Source organism: Streptomyces sp. NPDC050504, from assembly GCF_044458065.1.
Lineage (GTDB): Bacteria > Actinomycetota > Actinomycetes > Streptomycetales > Streptomycetaceae > Streptomyces.
This window is the reverse complement of the sequence record NZ_JBITHO010000007.1, coordinates 60355-79829: the sequence shown is the minus strand read 5'-3', so window position 1 is coordinate 79829 and position 19475 is coordinate 60355. Positions and strand designations below refer to the sequence as shown.

17 protein-coding genes and 1 riboswitch are annotated in these 19475 nt (G+C 72.9%); of the genes, 12 read left to right on the top strand and 5 right to left on the bottom strand.

The features are described from left to right. Nucleotides 1-69: 69 nt before the first annotated feature. Complete coding sequence (locus tag ACIBNE_RS26210; protein WP_399275583.1) at nucleotides 70-780, bottom strand: DUF5995 family protein; 711 nt, start codon at nucleotides 778-780, stop codon at nucleotides 70-72. Between the two features lie 139 nt (nucleotides 781-919). Then, on the bottom strand, nucleotides 920-2329 hold the full coding sequence (locus tag ACIBNE_RS26205; RefSeq protein ID WP_399275581.1) for a uracil-xanthine permease family protein: 1410 nt from the start codon (nucleotides 2327-2329) through the stop codon (nucleotides 920-922). Nucleotides 2330-2474: 145 nt separating this feature from the next. Between ACIBNE_RS26205 and ACIBNE_RS26200 the strand changes: the two genes are divergently transcribed. Next, nucleotides 2475-3197 (top strand): type 1 glutamine amidotransferase, encoded by a 723-nt coding sequence (locus tag ACIBNE_RS26200; RefSeq protein ID WP_399275579.1) that lies wholly within the window; start codon nucleotides 2475-2477, stop codon nucleotides 3195-3197. Here the strand turns inward: ACIBNE_RS26200 and ACIBNE_RS26195 are convergent. Further along, nucleotides 3136-4413, bottom strand: a complete 1278-nt coding sequence (locus tag ACIBNE_RS26195) for an MFS transporter (protein WP_399275577.1) — start codon at nucleotides 4411-4413, stop codon at nucleotides 3136-3138. The two genes, ACIBNE_RS26200 and ACIBNE_RS26195, sit on opposite strands and share 62 nt — an antisense overlap. 109 nt (nucleotides 4414-4522) lie before the next feature. Between ACIBNE_RS26195 and ACIBNE_RS26190 the strand changes: the two genes are divergently transcribed. Next, complete coding sequence (locus ACIBNE_RS26190) at nucleotides 4523-5719, top strand: ROK family transcriptional regulator (protein WP_399275575.1); 1197 nt, start codon at nucleotides 4523-4525, stop codon at nucleotides 5717-5719. A 142-nt stretch (nucleotides 5720-5861) separates the two neighbouring features. Here ACIBNE_RS26190 and ACIBNE_RS26185 read toward each other — a convergent pair whose 3' ends face one another. Next, entirely contained in the window at nucleotides 5862-8198 is a 2337-nt protein-coding gene (locus tag ACIBNE_RS26185; RefSeq protein ID WP_399275573.1) for a chitinase C-terminal domain-containing protein, read from the bottom strand. A gap of 247 nt (nucleotides 8199-8445) precedes the next feature. Next, nucleotides 8446-8575, top strand: a riboswitch (FMN riboswitch). Between the two features lie 161 nt (nucleotides 8576-8736). Between ACIBNE_RS26185 and ribD the strand changes: the two genes are divergently transcribed. From ribD to ACIBNE_RS26135, 10 genes are all read left to right on the top strand, one after another. Continuing rightward, nucleotides 8737-9819, top strand: a complete 1083-nt coding sequence (ribD, locus tag ACIBNE_RS26180; protein ID WP_399275571.1) for a bifunctional diaminohydroxyphosphoribosylaminopyrimidine deaminase/5-amino-6-(5-phosphoribosylamino)uracil reductase RibD — start codon at nucleotides 8737-8739, stop codon at nucleotides 9817-9819. Nucleotide 9820: 1 nt separating this feature from the next. After that, nucleotides 9821-10432: a riboflavin synthase gene (locus ACIBNE_RS26175; RefSeq protein WP_399275569.1), complete on the top strand. Its 612-nt coding sequence runs from the start codon at nucleotides 9821-9823 to the stop codon at nucleotides 10430-10432. A gap of 44 nt (nucleotides 10433-10476) precedes the next feature. Then, nucleotides 10477-11070, top strand: a complete 594-nt coding sequence (locus tag ACIBNE_RS26170) for a nicotinamide riboside transporter PnuC (protein WP_399276286.1) — start codon at nucleotides 10477-10479, stop codon at nucleotides 11068-11070. Continuing rightward, nucleotides 11067-12359, top strand: coding sequence for a bifunctional 3,4-dihydroxy-2-butanone-4-phosphate synthase/GTP cyclohydrolase II (locus tag ACIBNE_RS26165; protein ID WP_399275567.1), 1293 nt, complete (start codon nucleotides 11067-11069; stop codon nucleotides 12357-12359). Before ACIBNE_RS26170 ends, ACIBNE_RS26165 begins: the two co-directional genes overlap by 4 nt. A gap of 53 nt (nucleotides 12360-12412) precedes the next feature. Next, a complete protein-coding gene (gene ribH, locus ACIBNE_RS26160; protein WP_399275565.1) occupies nucleotides 12413-12898 on the top strand; it encodes a 6,7-dimethyl-8-ribityllumazine synthase in 486 nt (161 codons plus the stop codon). Nucleotides 12899-12933: 35 nt separating this feature from the next. Next, nucleotides 12934-13215: a phosphoribosyl-ATP diphosphatase gene (locus ACIBNE_RS26155; RefSeq protein ID WP_399275563.1), complete on the top strand. Its 282-nt coding sequence runs from the start codon at nucleotides 12934-12936 to the stop codon at nucleotides 13213-13215. Between the two features lie 57 nt (nucleotides 13216-13272). Further along, nucleotides 13273-14121, top strand: a complete 849-nt coding sequence (hisG, locus tag ACIBNE_RS26150) for an ATP phosphoribosyltransferase (RefSeq protein ID WP_399275561.1) — start codon at nucleotides 13273-13275, stop codon at nucleotides 14119-14121. Nucleotides 14122-14138: 17 nt separating this feature from the next. Continuing rightward, nucleotides 14139-14591: a PH domain-containing protein gene (locus ACIBNE_RS26145; RefSeq protein WP_399275559.1), complete on the top strand. Its 453-nt coding sequence runs from the start codon at nucleotides 14139-14141 to the stop codon at nucleotides 14589-14591. Nucleotides 14592-14800: 209 nt separating this feature from the next. Continuing rightward, nucleotides 14801-16150, top strand: a complete 1350-nt coding sequence (locus ACIBNE_RS26140) for a hemolysin family protein (protein ID WP_399275557.1) — start codon at nucleotides 14801-14803, stop codon at nucleotides 16148-16150. Further along, a complete protein-coding gene (locus tag ACIBNE_RS26135) occupies nucleotides 16147-17229 on the top strand; it encodes a hemolysin family protein (protein ID WP_399275555.1) in 1083 nt (360 codons plus the stop codon). Before ACIBNE_RS26140 ends, ACIBNE_RS26135 begins: the two co-directional genes overlap by 4 nt. Nucleotides 17230-17301: 72 nt before the next feature. Here the strand turns inward: ACIBNE_RS26135 and ACIBNE_RS26130 are convergent, their stop codons facing one another. After that, nucleotides 17302-19323: an AAA family ATPase gene (locus tag ACIBNE_RS26130; RefSeq protein ID WP_399275553.1), complete on the bottom strand. Its 2022-nt coding sequence runs from the start codon at nucleotides 19321-19323 to the stop codon at nucleotides 17302-17304. Between the last annotated feature and the right edge of the window lie 152 nt (nucleotides 19324-19475).

The window sequence follows — 19475 nt, the reverse complement described above, 5'->3', positions numbered from 1 at the left end:
GACCCCTCGGGGCCGACCGCGATCCGGTCGGCCCCGAGTGACATCGTGTACGGGGCCCGGCGCGGGCCCTCAGCGCCAGGGCGTCAGCAGGAACCTGCCGACCATGCCCACGCCCGCGTCCAGCCGCTCCCTGAACTCGTCCGCGAGCGGCGGCAGTTCGCGCACGCCCCAGAGCAGCCTGGCCCCCGACCAGGCCGCGTCCCTGGCCCGCTCCAGGCTCCAGGAGCCCACCAGGTGCGTCAGCGGGTCCGCGATCTCCAGCAGGTCGGGGCCCGGCATCAGGTCCTCGCGGATCCGCTCCTCCAGCGCGGCCAGCACATCGCCCACCCGGTCGAACTCCCGCTCCAGGTCGGACGGTTCGCAGCCGAGCGCCCGGCAGGCGTCCACGACGGCCAGCGCCAGGTCGTGCCCGATGTGCGCGTTGATCCCGGCGAGCGCGAACTGCAGCGGGCGCACGCCGGGATGGCGCCGGTACTGGAAGAGCGGCCGCCAGCTCGCGGGCGGACGGCGGCCCGCCGCCACCGCGTCGACGGCCGCGAGGTAGCGCTCCGCGAAGCGGACGTCGAGCACGGAAGCCGCGCGCCGGTCGGGGAAGAGCCCCCGGTCGATGGCGCGGTCCACGGTCTCGGTGACGGTCAGGTAGATCCGGTTGAAGACCGCGACGCCGTCGGTTTCGGGCCACTGCCCGCGCAGCGCCCGCATGCGGGCGAGCACGTCGTCGACGTCGGCGGGCGCCCCGCGGGGGTGCGGCAGGGCGGTGAGGGGTTCGGTCTGCGCCATGGGGGCAGCGTCCCAGCCGGGCGGCACGAAGGGTGCGGCCCGGCCGGTGCTTCGTCACAACGAGCGAAGCGCACGGACCCCGAAGGACCGGGACGGGGCCGGGACAGGACCGGCCGGGACAGGACCGGACCGGCCGGGGTCAGGCGCCGCGCTTCGCCGCCGTGTCGTCGCCGTCGCCGTCGGAGTCGTACGCGGAGGTGCCCGAGTCGAGCAGGGGCTCCTGCTCCTTCATGTGCGCGGGGGCGAAGGCGCGCAGCGCGTGGTAGCCGGTGATGACCACGATCGTGCCGAGCGCGATGCCGCTGAGCTGGAAGTCGTCCGTGAACTTCAGCGTCACGTTGCCGACGCCGATGATGATGCCCGCGGCGGCGGGGACCAGGTTCAGCGGGTTGCGCAGGTCGACGCCCGCGTTGATCCAGATCTGCGCGCCGAGCAGCCCGATCATGCCGTACAGGATCACCGTGATCCCGCCGAGCACGCCGCCGGGGATCGCCGCGACGATCGCGCCGAACTTCGGGCAGAGGCCGAACAGCAGGGCGAAGAGCGCTGCGGCCCAGTACGCGGCAGTGGAGTAGACCCGGGTCGCCGCCATCACGCCGATGTTCTCGGAGTACGTGGTGTTCGGCGGGCCGCCCAGCGCGGTGGAGAGCATCGAGGCCGCGCCGTCGGCCGCGACGGCGGTGCCGAGCTTGCCGTCCAGGGACTCGCCGGTCATCTCGCCGACGGCCTTCACGTGGCCCGCGTTCTCCGCGATGAGCGCGATCAGGACGGGGAGCGCGACCAGGACGGCCGACCACTCGAAGCTCGGCGCGTGGAAGGTGGGGAGCCCGATCCAGTCGGCCTTGCCGACGCCCGAGAGGTCCAGGCGCCAGTGGTCGACGGCCTCGGCGCCGCCCGCCGTGGAGTGGATCTTGCCGAAGAGCCGGTCGAAGAGCCAGGAGATGCCGTACCCGAAGATCAGCCCCAGGAAGATGGCGATGCGCGAGAAGAAACCGCGCAGGCCCACCACGGCCAATCCGGTGAACAGCATCACCAGCAGCGCCGTCCACTGGTCCTGCGGCCAGTACGTCGACGCGGTGACCGGCGCCAGGTTGAAGCCGATCAGCATGACCACGGCGCCGGTCACCACCGGGGGCATCGCCGCGTGGATGACCCGGGCGCCGAAGCGCCGGACCGCGAGGCCCGCGAGGAAGAGGGCGGCGCCGACGACGAAGACCGCGCCGGTGACCGTGGCGCTGTCGCCGCCGGTGGCCCTGATGGTCGCGGCGACGCCCACGAAGGAGAGCGAACAGCCGAGGTAGCTGGGGACCTTGCCGCGCGTGGCGAGCAGGAAGATGGCCGTCGCGACGCCGGAGAGCATGATCGCGAGGTTGGGGTCGAGGCCCATGAGGACCGGTGCGACGAACGACGCCCCGAACATCGCCACCACGTGCTGGGCGCCGAGTCCGAACGTACGCGGCCAGGAGAGCCGTTCGTCGGGGCGCACGACGGCTCCGGGAGCCGGTGTCTTCCCGTCGCCGTGCAGTTTCCAGCGCACGCCGAGGTCCATGGGTTGCTCCCGTTCACGTTCGAGCCGAAATGATCAGGCACATGCTATGTCTGAAAACTTTCGCTCATTTACCGCTGTGAGCGGTCGCTTAGCGCCCTTAGGGTGAGCCGTTCGGGTGAGCGTGACCGGCCGGAGGTGGGGGCGGATGGAGCTGCGCGTGCTGGCCGTCGAGCACGAGGACGACGCCGGACCCGCCAGGGTGGGGGAGTGGCTGGCCGCCGAGGGCGTCGCGCTCGAAGTGGCCGGGCCGTGGCGCGGCGACGGCCTCCCCGCCTCGCTGGATCCGTACGCGGGACTCGTGGTCCTCGGCGGCGCGATGGGCCCCACCGACGACGTCCGTGCCCCCTGGCTCCCGGCCGTGCGCGAACTGCTGCGCGAGGCGGTGCGGCGCGACCTGCCCACGCTCGCCATCTGCCTCGGCGCCGAACTGCTGACCGTCGCGCTCGGCGGCGAGGTGGGCCCCGCCGCGCTCCCCGAGGTCGGGCTCCACCCGCTCGCGGCGCTGCCGGACTGCGCGGCCGACCCCGTCTTCGGGCCCCTCGCCGCCGCCCCCGCGCCGCGCGCCGTGCAGTGGCACTTCGAGGAGACCCGCCGGCTGCCGCCGGGCGCGGTCCCGCTCCTCACGAGCGGGCGCTGCGCCCATCAGGCGTACCGGATCGGCGATCAGGTCTGGGCCACCCAGTTCCACCCCGAGACGCTCGCCGCCGACATCGTCGAATGGGGCCGTTCGGACACCGGGGCCCTGCGCGGGCTCGGCCTCGACCCCGACGACGTCGTCGCGGCCGTCGCGGCGGACGAGGCCGCGCTCACCGGGCTGTGGAGCGGTCTGACGCGGCGCTGGGCCGGTCGGCTGCGCCCGGTGCGCTGACCTCCGGGCCCCCGGCGGCGCTAGGGCCGTCGCCCGCCGCCTGGCCGCCGCCGTCCCGCCCGGCCGAGCGCAGCACGCCCGCCCCGAGCACGAGGCCGAAGGCGAGCGCCGTCACCAGGCCGAAGGAGGCCACCAGCGAGGTCGCGTCGGCCAGCGCGCCGATCGCGGACGGGGCGATCAGCCCCGAGGTGTACGTGATGGTGGCGACGCCCGCGATGGCCTGGCTGGGGTTGGGGCCGCTGCGCGCGGCCGCCGCGAAGGCCAGCGGCACGACCACCGCGATGCCCAGGCCCATCAGCCCGAAGCCCGCCATCGCGACCAGCGGGTGCGGCGCGAGGACCACGAGCAGTCCGCCCGCCGTCGCCCCGGCCCCGCCGACGCGCACGGTCCGCACCGCGCCGAACCGGTCGACCACCCGGTCGCCCGCGAACCGGGCCACGGCCATCGTCAGCGCGAACGCCGTGGTGGAGGCGGCCGCGGCCCCGGCGGACGTGTCCAGGACGTCCCGCAGGTAGACCGCCGACCAGTCCAGGCTCGCGCCCTCGGCGAAGACCGCGCAGAACCCGATCGCGCCGATGACCACGGCCGACTTCGGCGGCAGCGCGAACCTCGGCGGCGGCTCCTCGTCGGGCGCGGGCCCGCTGTGCAGGTCGAGTACCCAGCGGCAGGCGATCAGCCCGGCCGCCGTCAGCGCGACGGCCGCCAGCACGTGGTGCAGCCGCGCGTCGGCGCCCAGGTGCGCGGCGAGCGTGCCGCCCGCCGAGCCGATCAGGGCGCCCGCGCTCCACATGCCGTGCAGCCCGGACATGATCGACCTGCTCAGCCGGTTCTCGATCTCCACGCCCAGCGCGTTCATCGCCACGTCCGACATCCCGGACGTGGCGCCGTAGACGAAGAGCGCGGCGCACAGCGTCAGCAGGTTCGGCGCGAACGAGGGCAGCACCAGCGCGAGCGTCCACGAGGCGAGCAGCCAGCGCAGCGCGGTGCGGGCCCCGAAGCGGTGGCTGATCCGCCCGGCCAGCGGCATCGCGACGGAGGCGCCGACGGCGGGGAAGGCCAGCGCGAGGCCGAGCTGTCCCGCGCTGAGGCCCGCGTGGTCCTGGATCCACGGAACCCGGGTGGCGAAGCTGCCCGCCACCGAGCCGTGGACGCAGAACACGGCGGCCACGGCGTACCGCGCCCTGACCAACTGCCGTGGGCTGTACGTCTGTTCCACTTCCTTCATCCTCCCGGGACCGCTCCGTCCAGCGTGCGCCGTAAACTATCAGGAACCCTGCCTGATGAATAGATCCCGTAGGCGGCGCCGATCTGGAAGGATCTCCCGCATGCCCGTTTCCCCCGCATCGCCGAGCACCGCACGCGCCATCAACGACCGGCTCGCGCTGCGCCTGCTCCAGGAGGAGGGCGCCCTCACGGCCGCCCAGCTCAAGAAGCTCACGGGCCTCTCCCGCCCCACCGTCGCCGACCTGGTCGAGCGGCTGACCGGGGCGGGGCTCGTGCACGTCGTCGGCGAGGCGGGCGCCGAGCGGCGCGGCCCCAACGCCCGGCTGTACGGGATCGTCGCGGACCGCGCCCACCTCGCCGCCCTGGACGTCCGCACGGAGGGCGTGTCGGTGGTCGTCGCCGACCTGCTGGGCACCGTCCTCGCGGACGCGGCCCTGCCGATCGACGCGGGCACCGGCACCGGACCCGCCGTCGAGCGCGCGGTCGCCCTGCTGGAGCGCACCGCCGAGGAGGCGGGCGCGGGGAAGCTGCACAGCGTCGGGATCGGCGCCCCCGGGCTCATCGACCCGGACACCGGGGAGCTGCGGGACTCCACGGGGCTGCCCGAGTGGCACCGAAGACTCGTCGCCGCCCTCCACGAGCGGCTGCCCGCCCGCGTCCTGGTGGAGAACGAGACCAACCTCGCGGCCGTCGCGGAACAGCGGCTGGGTGCGGCCAGGGGTCTCGACACCTTCGTGCTGCTGTGGCTCGGGCACGGCGTCGGCGGGGCCGTCGTGCTGGACGGCAGGGTGCGCAGGGGGGCCTCGGGCGGCGCGGGCGAGCTGGGCTTCCTGCCCGTGCCCGGCACGGGCGGACTGCCCTCGGCCACCGGGTGCGACGGCGGTTTCCACTCGCTGGCGGGCAGCGCGGCGGTGCTGGCGCTCGCCGGGGAGCACGGGCTCGGGGGCGCGGTGGGCGCGGCGGGTGCGACGGGTGCGACGGGCGCGGGTGACGTGGTGCGCGCCGCGCTGGACGGCGGTGACGGGGGTGCGGGCTTCCTGGACGCGCTCGCGGACCGCGTCGCGATCGGGGCGGCGGCCACCGTCTCGGTGCTCGACCCGGGGTGCGTGGTCCTCTCGGGCGAGGTGGGGCTCGCGGGCGGCGCGGAGCTGGCCTCGCGCGTGGAGCGGCGGCTGGCGGCGATGACCCCGCTGCGCACCGGGGTGCGGGCGAGCGAGCTGGGCGACGCGGCGGTGCTGCGCGGGGCGCTGCTGACGGCCAGGGACGCGGCGCAGGACGCGCTGTTCGCCCCCGCCTGACGGCAGGCCGCCTGACGGCGGGCCCCGGGGCGGCAGGCCGCGGGGCGCACGCGAAGGGGCCGGGCGCGAAGGGGCACACGCGAAGGGGCCGGGCGCGCTCTCGCGCACCCGGCCCCCACTCACGTACTCACGTGTTCACCGCTCAGCAGGCGCCCAGGTCCGTCCAGGGGCCCCAGGCGGAGGCGCCGGGCTCCTCGCCCTTCGTCCACCACTTGGACTTCCACTGGTGGTTGCCGTGCGAGACGGTCGTACCGCCGGCGTACTCGCCCGTCGCGCTCCAGGCGGGCGCCGTGCAGGTGCCGGGGCCGGGACCAGGGCCGGGGCCGCTGCCGCCCGGCTCGACGACCTCCGTGCCGCGCGCCAGGTCACCGGCGAGCGCGTAGGTCGTGCCGGAGATGTTCACCGTCCAGTTCCACGGCGTGGAGACCGGCAGGTAGTAGTTGAACGACAGCTCGACCGAGGCGCCGGGCGCCAGGGACTGCCACGCCGGGAGCTTCAGCGAGACCCGGTGGAAGTCGCCCTTCAGGCCGCCGACGTTGCTGCCGGTGTGGTCGCTGCTGATCACCTTCGTGCCGAAGCCGGACTGGTCGGACGCGTTGGCCGGGGCCGAGGTCGAGTAGTCGAACTGGAACTCCGTGCCGCCGGGCAGCGCCGTCTTGGTGTTGTTGGTGATCTTCACCTTCGGGGTGATCGGGTAGTTGGAGTCGCCCAGCTTGAACTCGCCGAACTCCACGCCGATGTTGACGGCCTTCTTCGGCAGCGCCTTGTTCGAGACCGTCGCGCCGTACGGCTTGGCGGCCTTGAACTTGTCGTACATCAGCGAGGTCAGCGTCGAGCCGATCTCGTACTGGCCCTTGGCCGCGTTCCAGCCGTAGTCGCCGGCCAGCTCCCAGATCATCGTGCCGCCGATGCCCCGGTCCACCACGTAGTCGGCCTTGGCGCCGATGGACTGCTCGTCCTCGGTCGACAGGAAGACCTTCTTGTCGGCGTTCCACAGCCACGGCGCGACCAGCGACGAGCTGTACTTGCGGGCGTAGGCGCCGGTCAGCTTGGTGCCGGCGGGGAAGCCGTACTGCGTGACGTAGTCGCCGACGATCCCCTTCTCCAGGTTCTTCGCGTGCCACATCGGGTTCGAGCCCGCCGGGGACTCCTTGCCGTTGTCGTCCTTGTCGTGCCAGAGGTTGTCGATGCCGACCGCGCCGTCACCGCACTTGGTCAGCCCCGAACCGGCCGGGCAACTGGCCGCGGGCGCCCTGCCCCACAGCCCGTCGGTGCCGCCCTGCACGTTCTTGAAGCCGCGCGTGTAGTACGGCAGCCCGATGTTGATGCGGCCCGAAGGCATCGAACCGCGGAAGTAGTGGTACGCCCAGTCGGTGTTGAGGTACCCGATGTTGCCGTACTGCTGCGAGCCGTAGACGTTGGCCGCGGCCAGCTCGGCGTCCTTGCCGTCGTCGAAGAGCGAGGCGTTCGGGCCGACGTACTCGTTCCAGGCGCCGTGCAGGTCGTACGACATGATGTTGACGTAGTCCAGGTACTTCTGGACCTGGAAGGTCTCCATGCCGCGCAGCAGGTAGCCGGAGGAGGGGGCCGCGATGGTCAGCATGTAGTGCTTGCCGTCGGCCGCGCCCGCCGCGTCGAGCTTCTCGCGCAGGGTCTTCATCAGCGCCGCGTAGCCCTTGACCAGGCCGCCGCGCCGGGCGTTGGAGATCGGGAAGTCCGCCGGGTGGCCCGCGTCCTTCATCGACGTCGGGTACTCGTAGTCGATGTCGACGCCGTTGAAGCCGTACTTCTTGATGAAGGAGACGGCCGAGTCCGCGAAGGTGTTGATCCCGGCCTGGTTCACCGAGCCGTCCGCGTTGGTGGCCATCGTGTAGAAGCCGCCGGAGCCGACGCGCTTGCCGCTCTCGTCGAAGTAGCCGCCGGTCTCGGCCCAGCCGCCGACGGAGACCAGGGTCTTCACGTCGGGGTGCTGCTTCTTGAACTTGTTGAGCAGGTTGAAGTGGCCCTTGTAGGGGAGCGCGGGGTCCATCTCGGCGCCCGCCTTGCCCGGCCAGGTCATCCCCGTCGCGGGGTTGCCGGGGGAGTCCGCGCCGACCGACAGCTTGTTGGCGCCGTCGATGTGCGCGAAGGCGTAGTTGAGGTGGGTGACCTTGTCCCACGGGATGTCGGACGCGAGGTACGAGGGCTGGCCGTTGGTGCCGGTGCGCCAGCTGGTGAAGTAGCCGATGACGCGGCGCTGGTGGTCGGCGCCCATCTTCTCGCGGCCCTCGGTGTCGTAGACCGAGCAGTAGGGGACGTCGACGCCGGGCGTCTTGTACATGCCGTCGGGACGACAGGACTCGTGGTTCACCGGGGCCGGGGTCTCGGCCGAGGAAGCGGCGCCCGCGGGCACGGCGCTCAGCAGGAGGCCGGCGACCGCTGCGCCGGTGGCAAGGAGGGCGGCTTTCGCCCGTGCGGGGGGTCTCGCGGGGGACGTCACGGGATGTTCCTCCTGGGGGAGGTCGGAAAGAACACAACAGACAACGGGGGTAGGTCGTGCCGTGGGCCTCGGCGGTGCGCACCCCTCGGCCCTCTTCCTCGGAGGTGTCGCAGACGTTAAGAGGACTAGACCAGAGCGTCAATAGGTCTGGACCTTTTAAATTCCCCGCCGTCCCTGTGAGTCAACCCACAGACGTTCGCCCGCATGGGTCCCGATCGGCCGTGGCACACTGACCCTGTACCAGCAGCAGCGCACTCCGGGGTCGGTGTAATTCCGAACCGGCGGTATAGTCCGCGACCCGTCCGCATCCAGCGGCCGGTTGACCAGGTGAAATTCCTGGACCGACGGTGAAAGTCCGGATGGGAGGCAGTGCGCGGCGGACCGTGTTCCACGGGTGCGTCGCTGGCCGCGTTTCGTGGTTCCCCGTTTTCGGGGACCCCTCTCGTCGGCCTTGGCGTCCCCGTACGCGTGTCCGCTGTTCTGTCGTCTTCTCGTCGACAGCCCCGGAGTCCGTGCCCGAAGAGGCAGGAGGACACCGGTGGCCACCGCAGCCGACACGACCGCCATGCGCCGAGCGATCGAGCTCGCCGCCCGCGGACTCGGCTTCACCAGCCCCAACCCGATCGTCGGGTGCGTCGTCACCGACGCCTCGGGACACCCCGTGGGCGAGGGCTACCACCAGCGCGCCGGCGGCCCGCACGCCGAGGTCCACGCACTGCGCGCGGCCGGCGTCCTGGCCAGGGGCGGCACCGCCTACGTCACCCTCGAACCCTGCAACCACACCGGTCGTACGGGCCCCTGCGCCCAGGCGCTGATCGACGCGGGCGTCGCCCGCGTCGTCTACGCCGTCGCGGACCCGAACCCGCAGGCCACCGGCGGCGCGGCGACCCTGCGCGCGGCCGGGATCGAGGTCGGGGCCGGGCTGCTCGCGGCCGAGGCCGAGGCGGGCAACGCCGCCTGGCTCACCGCCGTCCGCACCGGCCGTCCCCACGTCACCTGGAAGTACGCGGCCACCCTCGACGGCCGCATCGCCGCAGCCGACGGCACCTCGCGCTGGATCACCTCGCCCGAGGCCCGCGCCGACGTCCACCGGCTGCGCGCCGAGGCCGACGCCGTGCTCGTCGGCACCGGCACGATGCGCGCCGACGACCCGCACCTCGCGGTGCGCGGCGTCGAAGGCGCCGTACAGCCGCTGCGCGTGGTCCTCGACGGCTCCGCGAGCGCGGTGAAGCCCGGGGCCCGCGTCCTGGACGACGCCGCGCCCACCCTGATCGCCGTCGCCGCCGACGCGATCACCGAACTCCCCCCGTCCACCGACGTGCTGCGGCTGCCCAGGGACGGACGCGGCCTCTCGCTGCCCGCCCTGCTCGCCGCACTGCACGAGCGCTCGGTGCGCTCCGTGCTCCTCGAAGGCGGCCCGACCCTGGCCGGCGCGTTCGTCGCCGCCGGACTCGTCGACCGCGTCGTCGGCTACCTCGCGCCCGTCCTGCTCGGCGCGGGCCCCGCCGCACTCGGCGACGCCGCCGTCACCACCATCACCGAAGCGATCGGGCTCGACGTCACCGAGACCGTCCGCATCGGCCCCGACCTGCGAATCACCGCAACTCCCAAGGAGCGCTGAAGTGTTCACCGGAATCGTCGAAGAACTGGGTGAGGTCACCGCCGTCGAGAACCTCGGCGACTCCTCCCGCTTCACGCTGCGCGGCCCCCTCGTCACCGGGGGCGCCAAGCACGGCGACTCGATCGCGGTCAACGGCGTCTGTCTCACCGTCGTCGAGAGTGCCGACGGCGAGTTCACCGCCGACGTGATGGCCGAGACGCTGAAGCGCTCCAGCCTCGGCGCCCTCGCCGTCGGCTCCCCGGTCAACCTTGAACGCCCGATGGTCGCCGACGGCCGCTTCGGCGGCCACATCGTCCAGGGCCACGTCGACGGCACCGGCACGATCCTGAGGCGCGAGCGCTCCGAGAACTGGGAGGTCGTCACCGTCGGCCTCCCCACCGGACTCGCCCGCTACGTCGTCGAGAAGGGCTCCATCACCGTCGACGGCGTCAGCCTCACGGTCGTCGACGCCGCCGACGACCACTTCACCATCAGCCTCATCCCCACCACCCTCGCGCTGACCACGCTGGGCACCAAGCAGCCCGGCGACCCGGTCAACCTCGAAGTCGATGTGATCGCCAAGTACGTCGAGCGGCTGCTCGGCGCCAAGGAGTCGAAGGAGAACGTCCAGTGAACTGGCTCAACTCCGAGGCGTTCAGCGTCTTCGGCCAGCACATCATGTGGTCCGACATGATCGGCAACACGATCGGTCTGATCGCGCTGGCCCTCGGCTGGCGGCGCTCCATACTCACCTGGCCCGCCCAGTTCCTCTCCGGCGCCATCCTCGTCGGCGCCTACGCCTCCGCCCACCTCAGCGGCGGCGTCGGCAAGCAGATCCTGGTCATCGGCGTCGCCCTGTGGGGCTGGCGGCAGTGGCAGCAGGGCAGACAGCAGGCCCAGGACGGCACCATCGCCGTGCGCTTCGCGAGCTGGCGCGAGCGCGCGCTGCTCGTCGGCGGCGCCGCCGTCGGCACCCTCGCGGTGGGCGCGCTCTTCACCGCGTACCCCTCGCTCTCCTGGAGCCCCTGGGCCGACGCCTACATCTTCGTCGGCACGCTCGTCGCGATGGTCGCGCAGGCGCGCGGCCTGGTCGAGTTCTGGTTCGCCTGGCTGCTGGTGGACCTCGTGGGCGTGCCCCTCGCCTTCAACAGCGGCCTCGCCTTCTCCGGCCTGGTGTACGTGATCTACCTGGCGCTCGTCCTGTGGGGCATGCGCGACTGGTGGCTGCGTACGCGGACCCCGCAGCCCGTCATGGAAGGAGCGGCCGCATGAGCGCGCTGCCCGATTGGTACAGCACCGAAGACCTCGCCCTCGACCCCGTCGAACAGGCGATCCGCGACATCGCGGCGGGCCGCCCCGTGGTCGTCGTCGACGACGAGGACCGGGAGAACGAGGGCGACCTCGTCGTCGCCGCCGAGATGGCCACCCCCGAGATCGTCGCCTTCATGATGAGCGAGTGCCGCGGCCTGATCTGCGCCCCCATGGAGGGCGACGAACTGGACCGGCTGGAACTCCCGCAGATGGTCGGCGAGAACACCGAGTCGATGAAGACCGCCTTCACCGTCTCCGTCGACGCCTCCGCCGCCCACGGCGTGTCCACCGGCATCTCCGCCGCCGACCGCGCCACCACCCTGCGCCTCCTCGCCGGCGGCCGCGCCGGGCCCGGCGACTTCGTCCGCCCCGGACACGTCTTCCCGCTGCGCGCCAAGCCCGGCGGCGTGCTCGCGCGCAACGGCCACACCGAGGCCGCCGTCGACCTGGCCCGCCTCGCGGGCCTGCGCCCCGCCGGGGCCATCGTGGAGATCGCGGGCGAGGACGGCGCGATGCTGCGCCTGCCCGAGCTGGTCCCCTTCGCCCGCAAGCACGGCCTGACGATCATCTCCATCGAGGACCTGATCGCCTACCGCCGCTCGTCGGACCCCACCGTCCGGCGCGAGGCGGAGGTCAGCCTGCCCACCGCGTTCGGCGAGTTCACCGCGTACGGCTACCGCTCCACCGTCGACGGCGTCGAGCACGTCGCCCTCGTCCACGGCGACGTGCGCGCGGACGGTCGGGACGACGACGCGGTCCTGGTCAGGATCCACTCCGAGTGCCTGACCGGCGACGTCTTCCACTCCCTGCGCTGCGACTGCGGCCCCCAGCTGCACGCCGCCATGGAACGCATCACCGAGGCGGGCCGCGGCGTCGTCGTCTACCTCCGCGGCCACGAGGGACGCGGCATCGGCCTGCTGTCCAAGCTCCGCGCGTACGAACTCCAGGAGCGGGGCCGCGACACCCTCGACGCCAACCTCGAACTCGGCCTGCCCGCCGACGCCCGCGACTACGGCGCAGGCGCCCAGATCCTGGCCGACCTCGGCGTGCGCGGCGTCAAACTGCTCACCAACAACCCCGACAAGGTCACCGCGCTGGTCCGGCACGGACTCGCGGTCACCGCGCGGGAGCCGATGCCCGTGCAGGCGGGCGAACACAACCTGCGCTACCTGCGCACCAAGCGGGACCGCATGGGGCACGACCTGCCCTGGCTCGACACCACCGCGGTGTCGGCCTGCAACAACCAGTAACACAGAACAGCACCAGCACCAGTACCAGCACTCACAGCACGTACAGGAGAAACATGAGCGGCAAGGGCGCACCCGAACTGTCCGTACGCAACTGCGGTGACCTGCGCGTCGCCGTCATCGCCGCCCAGTGGCACGAGCAGGTGATGGACGGACTCGTCGACGGCGCGCTGCGCGCCCTGCACGAGCTGGGCATCGACGAGCCCACCCTGCTGCGCGTCCCCGGCAGCTTCGAGCTGCCGGTCGTCGCCAAGGTCCTCGCGGGCCGCGGCTACGACGCGATCGTCGCGCTCGGCGTCGTCATCCGCGGCGGCACCCCGCACTTCGACTACGTGTGCCAGGGCGTCACCCAGGGCCTGGTCCAGGTCTCCGTCGACACCGGAGTCCCCGTCGGTTTCGGCGTCCTGACCTGCGACACCGAGGAGCAGGCGCTCGACCGCGCGGGCCTGGCGGGATCGAACGAGGACAAGGGCCACGAAGCGGTCACCGCGGCCGTCGCGACCGCCACCACGCTGCGCACGGTCAACGAGCCCTGGCGCTGAACCGCCCCCCGGGACCCCGTACTCTAAGGACCATCATGGCGAACACACCCTCCAAGAGTTTCGAAGAGCTCTTCGCCGAGCTCCAGCTCAAGGCCGCCAACGGCGACCCCTCCACCTCCCGCACCGCCGAGCTGGTGGAAAAGGGCGTCCATGCCATCGGCAAGAAGGTCGTCGAAGAGGCCGCCGAGGTCTGGATGGCCGCCGAGTACGAGGGCAAGGAAGCCGCCGCCGAGGAGATCTCCCAGCTGCTGTACCACGTCCAGGTGATGATGGTCGCCCGCGGGATCTCGCTCGACGACGTCTACGCCCACCTCTGAGCAACGCCCGAACCCGTTCCACGAAGCACGACACACGAGCAAAGGAAACCCGGTCTCATGCTGCGCATCGCCGTCCCCAACAAGGGTTCACTCTCAGGGCCTGCGATGGCGATGCTCCATGAGGCCGGGTACCAGCAGCGCAAGGAGTCCAAGGAACTCGTCCTCGTCGACCCCGTCAACGAGGTGGAGTTCTTCTACCTGCGCCCCAAGGACATCGCGATCTACGTCTCGTCCGGCCGCCTCGACATCGGCATCACGGGCCAGGACCTGCTCGTCGACTCCGCGGCCGACGCCGAGGTGATCCTCCCCCTCGGCTTCGCCCGCTCCACCTTCCGCTTCGCCGCCAAGCCCGGCACGGTCGCCGGCATCGAGGACCTCGAAGGCAAGACGATCGCCACCTCCTACGAGGGCATCGTCGCCAAGCACCTCGCCGAGCGCGGCATCAGCGCCTCCGTCGTCCACCTCGACGGCGCCGTCGAGACCGCCATCGAACTGGGCGTCGCCCAGGTCATCGCGGACGTCGTGGAGACCGGCACCTCGCTGCGCAACGCGGGCCTCGAAGTCTTCGGCGACCCGATCATGACGTCCGAGGCCGCCGTCGTGCGCCGCACCGGCGCCGACCACGAGGACGCCAAGGTCCAGCAGTTCCTCCGCCGCCTCCAGGGCGTCCTGGTCGCCCGCAGCTACGTGATGATGGACTACGACTGCCGCGTCGAGCACCTGGAGCGGGCCGTCGCCCTCACTCCGGGCCTGGAGTCCCCGACGATCTCGCCGCTGCACCACGAGGGCTGGGTCGCCGTCCGCTCGATGGTCGCGGCCAAGGAGGCCCAGCGGATCATGGACGACCTGTACGAGCTGGGCGCCCGCGCCATCCTCACCACGGCCATCCACGCCTGCCGCCTGTGACGAGGACCGCGACCGACATGAACGACATCCAGATCCCCACCCTCCCGGTCACCTTCCGGCCGACCCGCACCCGGGCCGTCCTGCTGACCGTCGGCGCCGTGATGTTCGGCGTCATCACGGCCATCGCCCTGATATTGGAGAAGCTGAACCCCGGCGAGCGGATCAGCTTCGTCTTCGTCGCCGCCCTCTTCTTCGGCGTCCTGGCCCTGCTCAGCCGCCCCAAGGTGGTCGCCGACGACACCGGAGTCACCGTCGTCAACCTCACCCGCAGGCGCCGCCTGGCCTGGGCGGAGATCCTGCGCGTCAACCTCCGCGCGGGCGACCCCTGGGTCTTCCTCGACCTCAGCGACGGCACCAGCCTCCCCGCCCTCGGCATCCAGCCCGGCATCGGCAGGGCCCAGGCCGTGCGCGACGCCCGCGCCCTGCGCGCCCTCGCCGAGTCGCACGGCACGGGCCGCGACGCCGCCTGAGACACCGGCCCCGTGTCCCCGCCGCGGCGGGGACACGGGCCCCGAGCGCCCTGCCGCCGCGGGCCCTCGGTTGACTACGCTGTAGGGCGGCGGCGCCGAGCGCGCCGCCGCCCGCGCTCCGGGCTCCTGCGACCCGAGGAGTGACTCCCTCCAGCAATGGACGGATCGCCCGTTAGTACCTGCGCCGCCCCTTCCGAGGAGGCGGCGGCATGACAACCACCCTCCTGCTGCTCGCCGCGGCATTCCTGCTCATCCTCGCCAACGGATTCTTCGTGGCCGCCGAGTTCGGCCTGGTCACCGTCGAGAAGCCGGACGCCGAACGGGCCGCGGCCGACGGCGACCGCAGGGCCCGCACCGTCGTCAAGGCGCTGCGCGAGCTCTCCTTCCAGCTCTCCGGCACCCAACTCGGCATCACCATCACCTCGTTGGTCGTCGGCATGCTCGCCGAACCGGCCCTGGCGCACCTGCTGGCCGGGCCGCTCACCGCCACCGGCCTGCCGGGGGGCGCCGTCCCCGGCATCAGCGTGGTGATCGGGATGCTCCTGGCCTCCGCCGTCCAGATGGTGATCGGCGAACTCGTCCCCAAGAACTGGGCGGTGTCCCGCCCCCTCCAGGTCGCCCGGTTCGTCGCGGGCCCCCAGCACCTGTTCGCCACGGCGCTGCGCCCGGTGATCACCCTGCTGAACGCCACCGCCAACCGGCTCGTACGCCTCTTCGGCGTCGAACCCGCCGACGAACTGGCCTCCGCCCGCACCCCCGGCGAACTGGTCTCCCTGGCCCGGCACTCCGCGCAGGCCGGGGCCATCGAGCAGGACACGGCCGACCTGTTCGTCCGCACCCTCTCGCTCGGCCACCTCACCGCGCAGCACGTCATGACCCCGCGCGTGAAGGTCAGCGCCCTCCAGTCGTCCGCGACCGCGGAGGACGTCCTCAACCTCACCCGCGCGACCGGCCTCTCGCGCTTCCCCGTCTACCGCGAGCGCATCGACGAGGTCGTCGGCGTGGTGCACCTGAAGAACGCGCTCGCCGTGCCCGCGCACCAGCGGCTGCGCACCCCCGTGGGCCGCGTCGCCGTCGCCCCGCTCCTGGTCCCCGGGACGCTGCCGGTGCGCCAGCTCCTGGAGCGGCTGCGCAGCGAGCAGCCGATGGCCGTCGTCGTCGACGAGTACGGCGGCACCGCGGGGGTGGTCACCCTGGAGGACATCATCGAGGAACTGGTCGGCGAGGTCCGCGACGAGCACGACGACGAGGGCGACGCCGGGCCCGAGCTCGCGCAGGCCCAGCCGGAGGACGGCAGGCCCGCGTGGGACGCGGACGGCAGCTGCCGGGTCCTGACCCTCAAGCGGATAGGCCTCGACGTGCCCGAAGGGCCCTACGAGACGGTCGCCGGGCTGGTCGCGGACCTCCTCGGGCGGATCCCCGCGCCGGGCGACCGCGCCGAACTCCCCGGCTGGCGGCTCTCGGTGCGCCGGGTCGACCGGTACCGCGCGGAGCGGGTGCGGCTGGTGCGCACCGCCCCGGCCCCGGCCGCCCAGAAGCTGGCGGAGGCGTCGCGATGAGCCTGGTCCAGCTCCTCTTCGCGCTGCTGCTGGTGCTCGCCAACGGCTTCTTCGTCGGCGCGGAGTTCGCCCTGGTGTCCGTGCGCCGCAGCCAGATCGAACCGCTCGCGCCGGGATCGGCCCGCGCCCGCCAGGTCCTGCACGGCCTGGAGAACCTGCCGCAGATGATGGCCGCCGCCCAGTTCGGCATCACCGTCTGCTCGCTGACCCTCGGCGCGGTCGCCGAGCCGACCGTCGCCCGCCTCCTGGAGCCGCTCTTCGAGGCGGCCCGGGTGCCGCACGGCCTGGTCCATCCGCTCGGCTACGTCGTCGCGCTGGCCTCCGTCGTCTTCCTGCACCTGGTCATCGGCGAGATGGTGCCCAAGAACCTCGCCATGGCCGCGCCCGAGAAGACCGCGCTGTGGTTCAGCCCGGGGCTCGTCGGCTTCGCCCGGCTCTGCCGCCCCGTCACGGCCGCGCTCGGCGCCTGCGCCCGCCTGGTGCTCAGGCTCTTCCGGGTCGAGCCCAAGGACGAGGTGGAGGCCGTCTTCACCAGTGCCCAGCTCGGCAGGCTCGTCGAGGACTCCCGCGAGGCGGGGCTCCTGGAGCCGGAGGAGCAGGAGCGCCTGGAGGACGCGCTGGAGCTGGGCAGCCGTCCGGTGACCGACGTGCTGCTGACCCGGGCCTCGCTGGTGACGGTCGACCAGTCGGTCACGCCCCGGCGGATCGAGGAGCTGACCGTGCGGACGGGCTTCTCGCGCTTCCCGGTGTGCGCGTCCGACGGCGGCGCCTTCATGGGCTACCTGCACGTCAAGGACGTACTGGACCTGGAGGACCGGGAGCGTGCCGTGCCCCAGCAGGTGTGGCGCCCGATGGTCACGCTGCGGGCGGAGCTGCCGCTGGACGACGCGCTGACGGTGATGCGCAGGGCGGCGACGCACCTGGCGCAGGTGACGGACGGCTCGGGCCGGGTGCTGGGGCTCGTGGCGATGGAGGACGTACTGGAGCTGCTGGTCGGCGAGGTACGGGACCCCGCGCACCGGACGCTGCCCGCGCGCCGCTCCCCGCAGGCGGAACAGGACACGGCGCTGGCCGGCTGAGGAGGCGGGGGAGGGCGCCGGGACCGGCCCTCCCAGGTAGGGGAGGGCCGGTCCCGGCTCCCTCCCCGCGCCTCACATGGCCGGCGGTTCCTGGGGCCCGCCCCTGGACCTCGGCGCGCCGCGCCCGGACAGCACCTCGCCGTACGCCTGCATGAGGTCGGGCAGCCGCAGCGTGGCGAGGTCGTCGCGCGTGGGCGTGCCGAGGTATCCCGACAGCCGCAGGTCGCGGTAGGCGCAGCTCTTCTCGTACAGCGTCCGCAGGAACCGGCCGTTCCCCAGTTCGTCGATCCACCCCTGGTCGACCACGTGCCCGCTGATCGAGCGCAGCTCGTCCAGCGCCTCCTCGTCCCAGACGTCTCCGTTGTCGCCCGCCAGCACCTCGCCGATCGAGGTGAGTTCGAGCGGGCGGTACGAGGGGAAGTCGACGCGCGTCGTGAAGCGCGAGGAGAGCCCGGGGTTGGCGGCGAGCAGCCGGTCCATGCCCTCCGGGTAGCCCGCGAGGATCACTATCAGGTGGTCCCGGTTGTCCTCGGCGCGCTTCAGCAGCACCTGGAGCGCCTCGTCGCCGTACGCGTCGCCCTTGCTGAAGCCGGAGTTGGACAGCGAGTACGCCTCGTCGACGAAGAGCACCCCGCCGAGCGCCGAGTCGATCAACTCGTTGGCCTTGACCGCGGTCTGCCCGAGGAACTCCCCGACCAGGTCGGAGCGTTGGGCCTCGACCAGGTGGTCGCCGCCGAGCAGCCCCAGCGCGTAGAAGACCCGGCCGAGGATCCGCGCGACCGTGGTCTTCCCGGTGCCGGAGGGGCCCGAGAAGACAAAGTGACGTTTCGGCGGCTGTACGGGAAGGCCCTGGCCCGCCCGCAGCCGCGCCATGTTGAGCTGCGCGGACAGCGCCCGCACCTGGCGCTTCACCGGCTCCATGCCGACCATCCGCTCCAGCTCGGCGAGCGCGTCGGCGAGCAGCGCGGGGTCGGTGGGGCCCGCGGGGAAGGCGGGCGGCGACACGGGCAGCACCGCCTTCTCGCGCACGCCGTCGTCCCGTCCCGGCACGGAGCCGCCCGACCTGCCGCCGAGGTCGCCGCCCAGGCCGCCCCCGAGGCCGAGCCCGCCCCCGAGCCCCGGGCCCAGGTCGCCGCCCAGGTCGCCCCCGAGGTCCGCGCCGAACTCGGCGCCGAACTCCGGCGCGAGCTCCGCGCTCCGCCTGCCGCCCTCCGCGGGGTCGGCGCCCGCCCCGGTGTCCGCGTCGGCCGCCTCCAGCAGCGAGTCCTGCCCGAACCCGGCCATCGACAGGGCGGCGAACCCCGACGCGTCGGCGTCCGTGCAGTCGTAGCCGTCCCCGTCCGCGATGGCCGCGAGCCGTGCGGCCGTGTCCATGAACCCGGGGTCGATCCGGTGCACCGCGCGGTACAGCGGCAGCGCGGCGGCGGTGCGCCCGATGCCCTCGTGGGCGCGGGCCAGCCAGTAGCGCAGCTCCTTGCGCTGCGGCTGCTCGCTGCGGCACCGCATCAGCGCGGTGGCCAGCAGCGGCTCGGCCTGCCCGAACATCTCCAGGCGCACCCGCGCCATCCCGCCGAACAGCCCGGCCTCGATGCCCAGGAGCTGGTCGTCGACGAGGGGTTCGGTGTGCCGCACGAGCTGGTCCCAGTCCTTGACCAGGTAGGCGCGGCAGGCGTGCAGGAAGCGGACGTGGTGGTCGGTGTCGACGGGCGGGAGCCCGGCGAGCGCCCGGTCCAGCTCGGGCACGTGGCGGCCGTCGAGCCAGTGCGAGGCGTGCGCGAGCAGCAGGTCGCGCGGGGTCTCCAGGACGGGCTGGACCCACCAGCCCAGCCAGTACCAGGAGTTGAGGCCCCTGCGGTGGCGGGAGCGCTGCTCGCCGAAGCGGTCGCGGTTGCGGTACATCCGCAGCAGCGCGGTCGTGGTGTCGATCCTGAGCGCGTGCAGTCCGAGCCAGCCGTCGGCCATGCCCGGATCGAGCCGCACCGCGGTCCTGAACTCCTCCTCGGCCTGCGGATAGGCGCCCACGGTGTAGGCGTCGACGCCGCGCACCCAGGCGAGGTCGGCCGGGGCCTGTGTGCCCTGCGTGCCGAAGTCCATCGGGCCCCCCGCAAACCGTGCCCCCGTGGTGTCCCGATCGGACGGGAGCCCGCCGGGAGCGTGCTGAACCACCTTGCCGTGGACGGGATTTGACCGCACCGTGGTGCATCGTACCTGCGCAGGGGGTGTGCGACCATGCGCCTGAGGGCCTC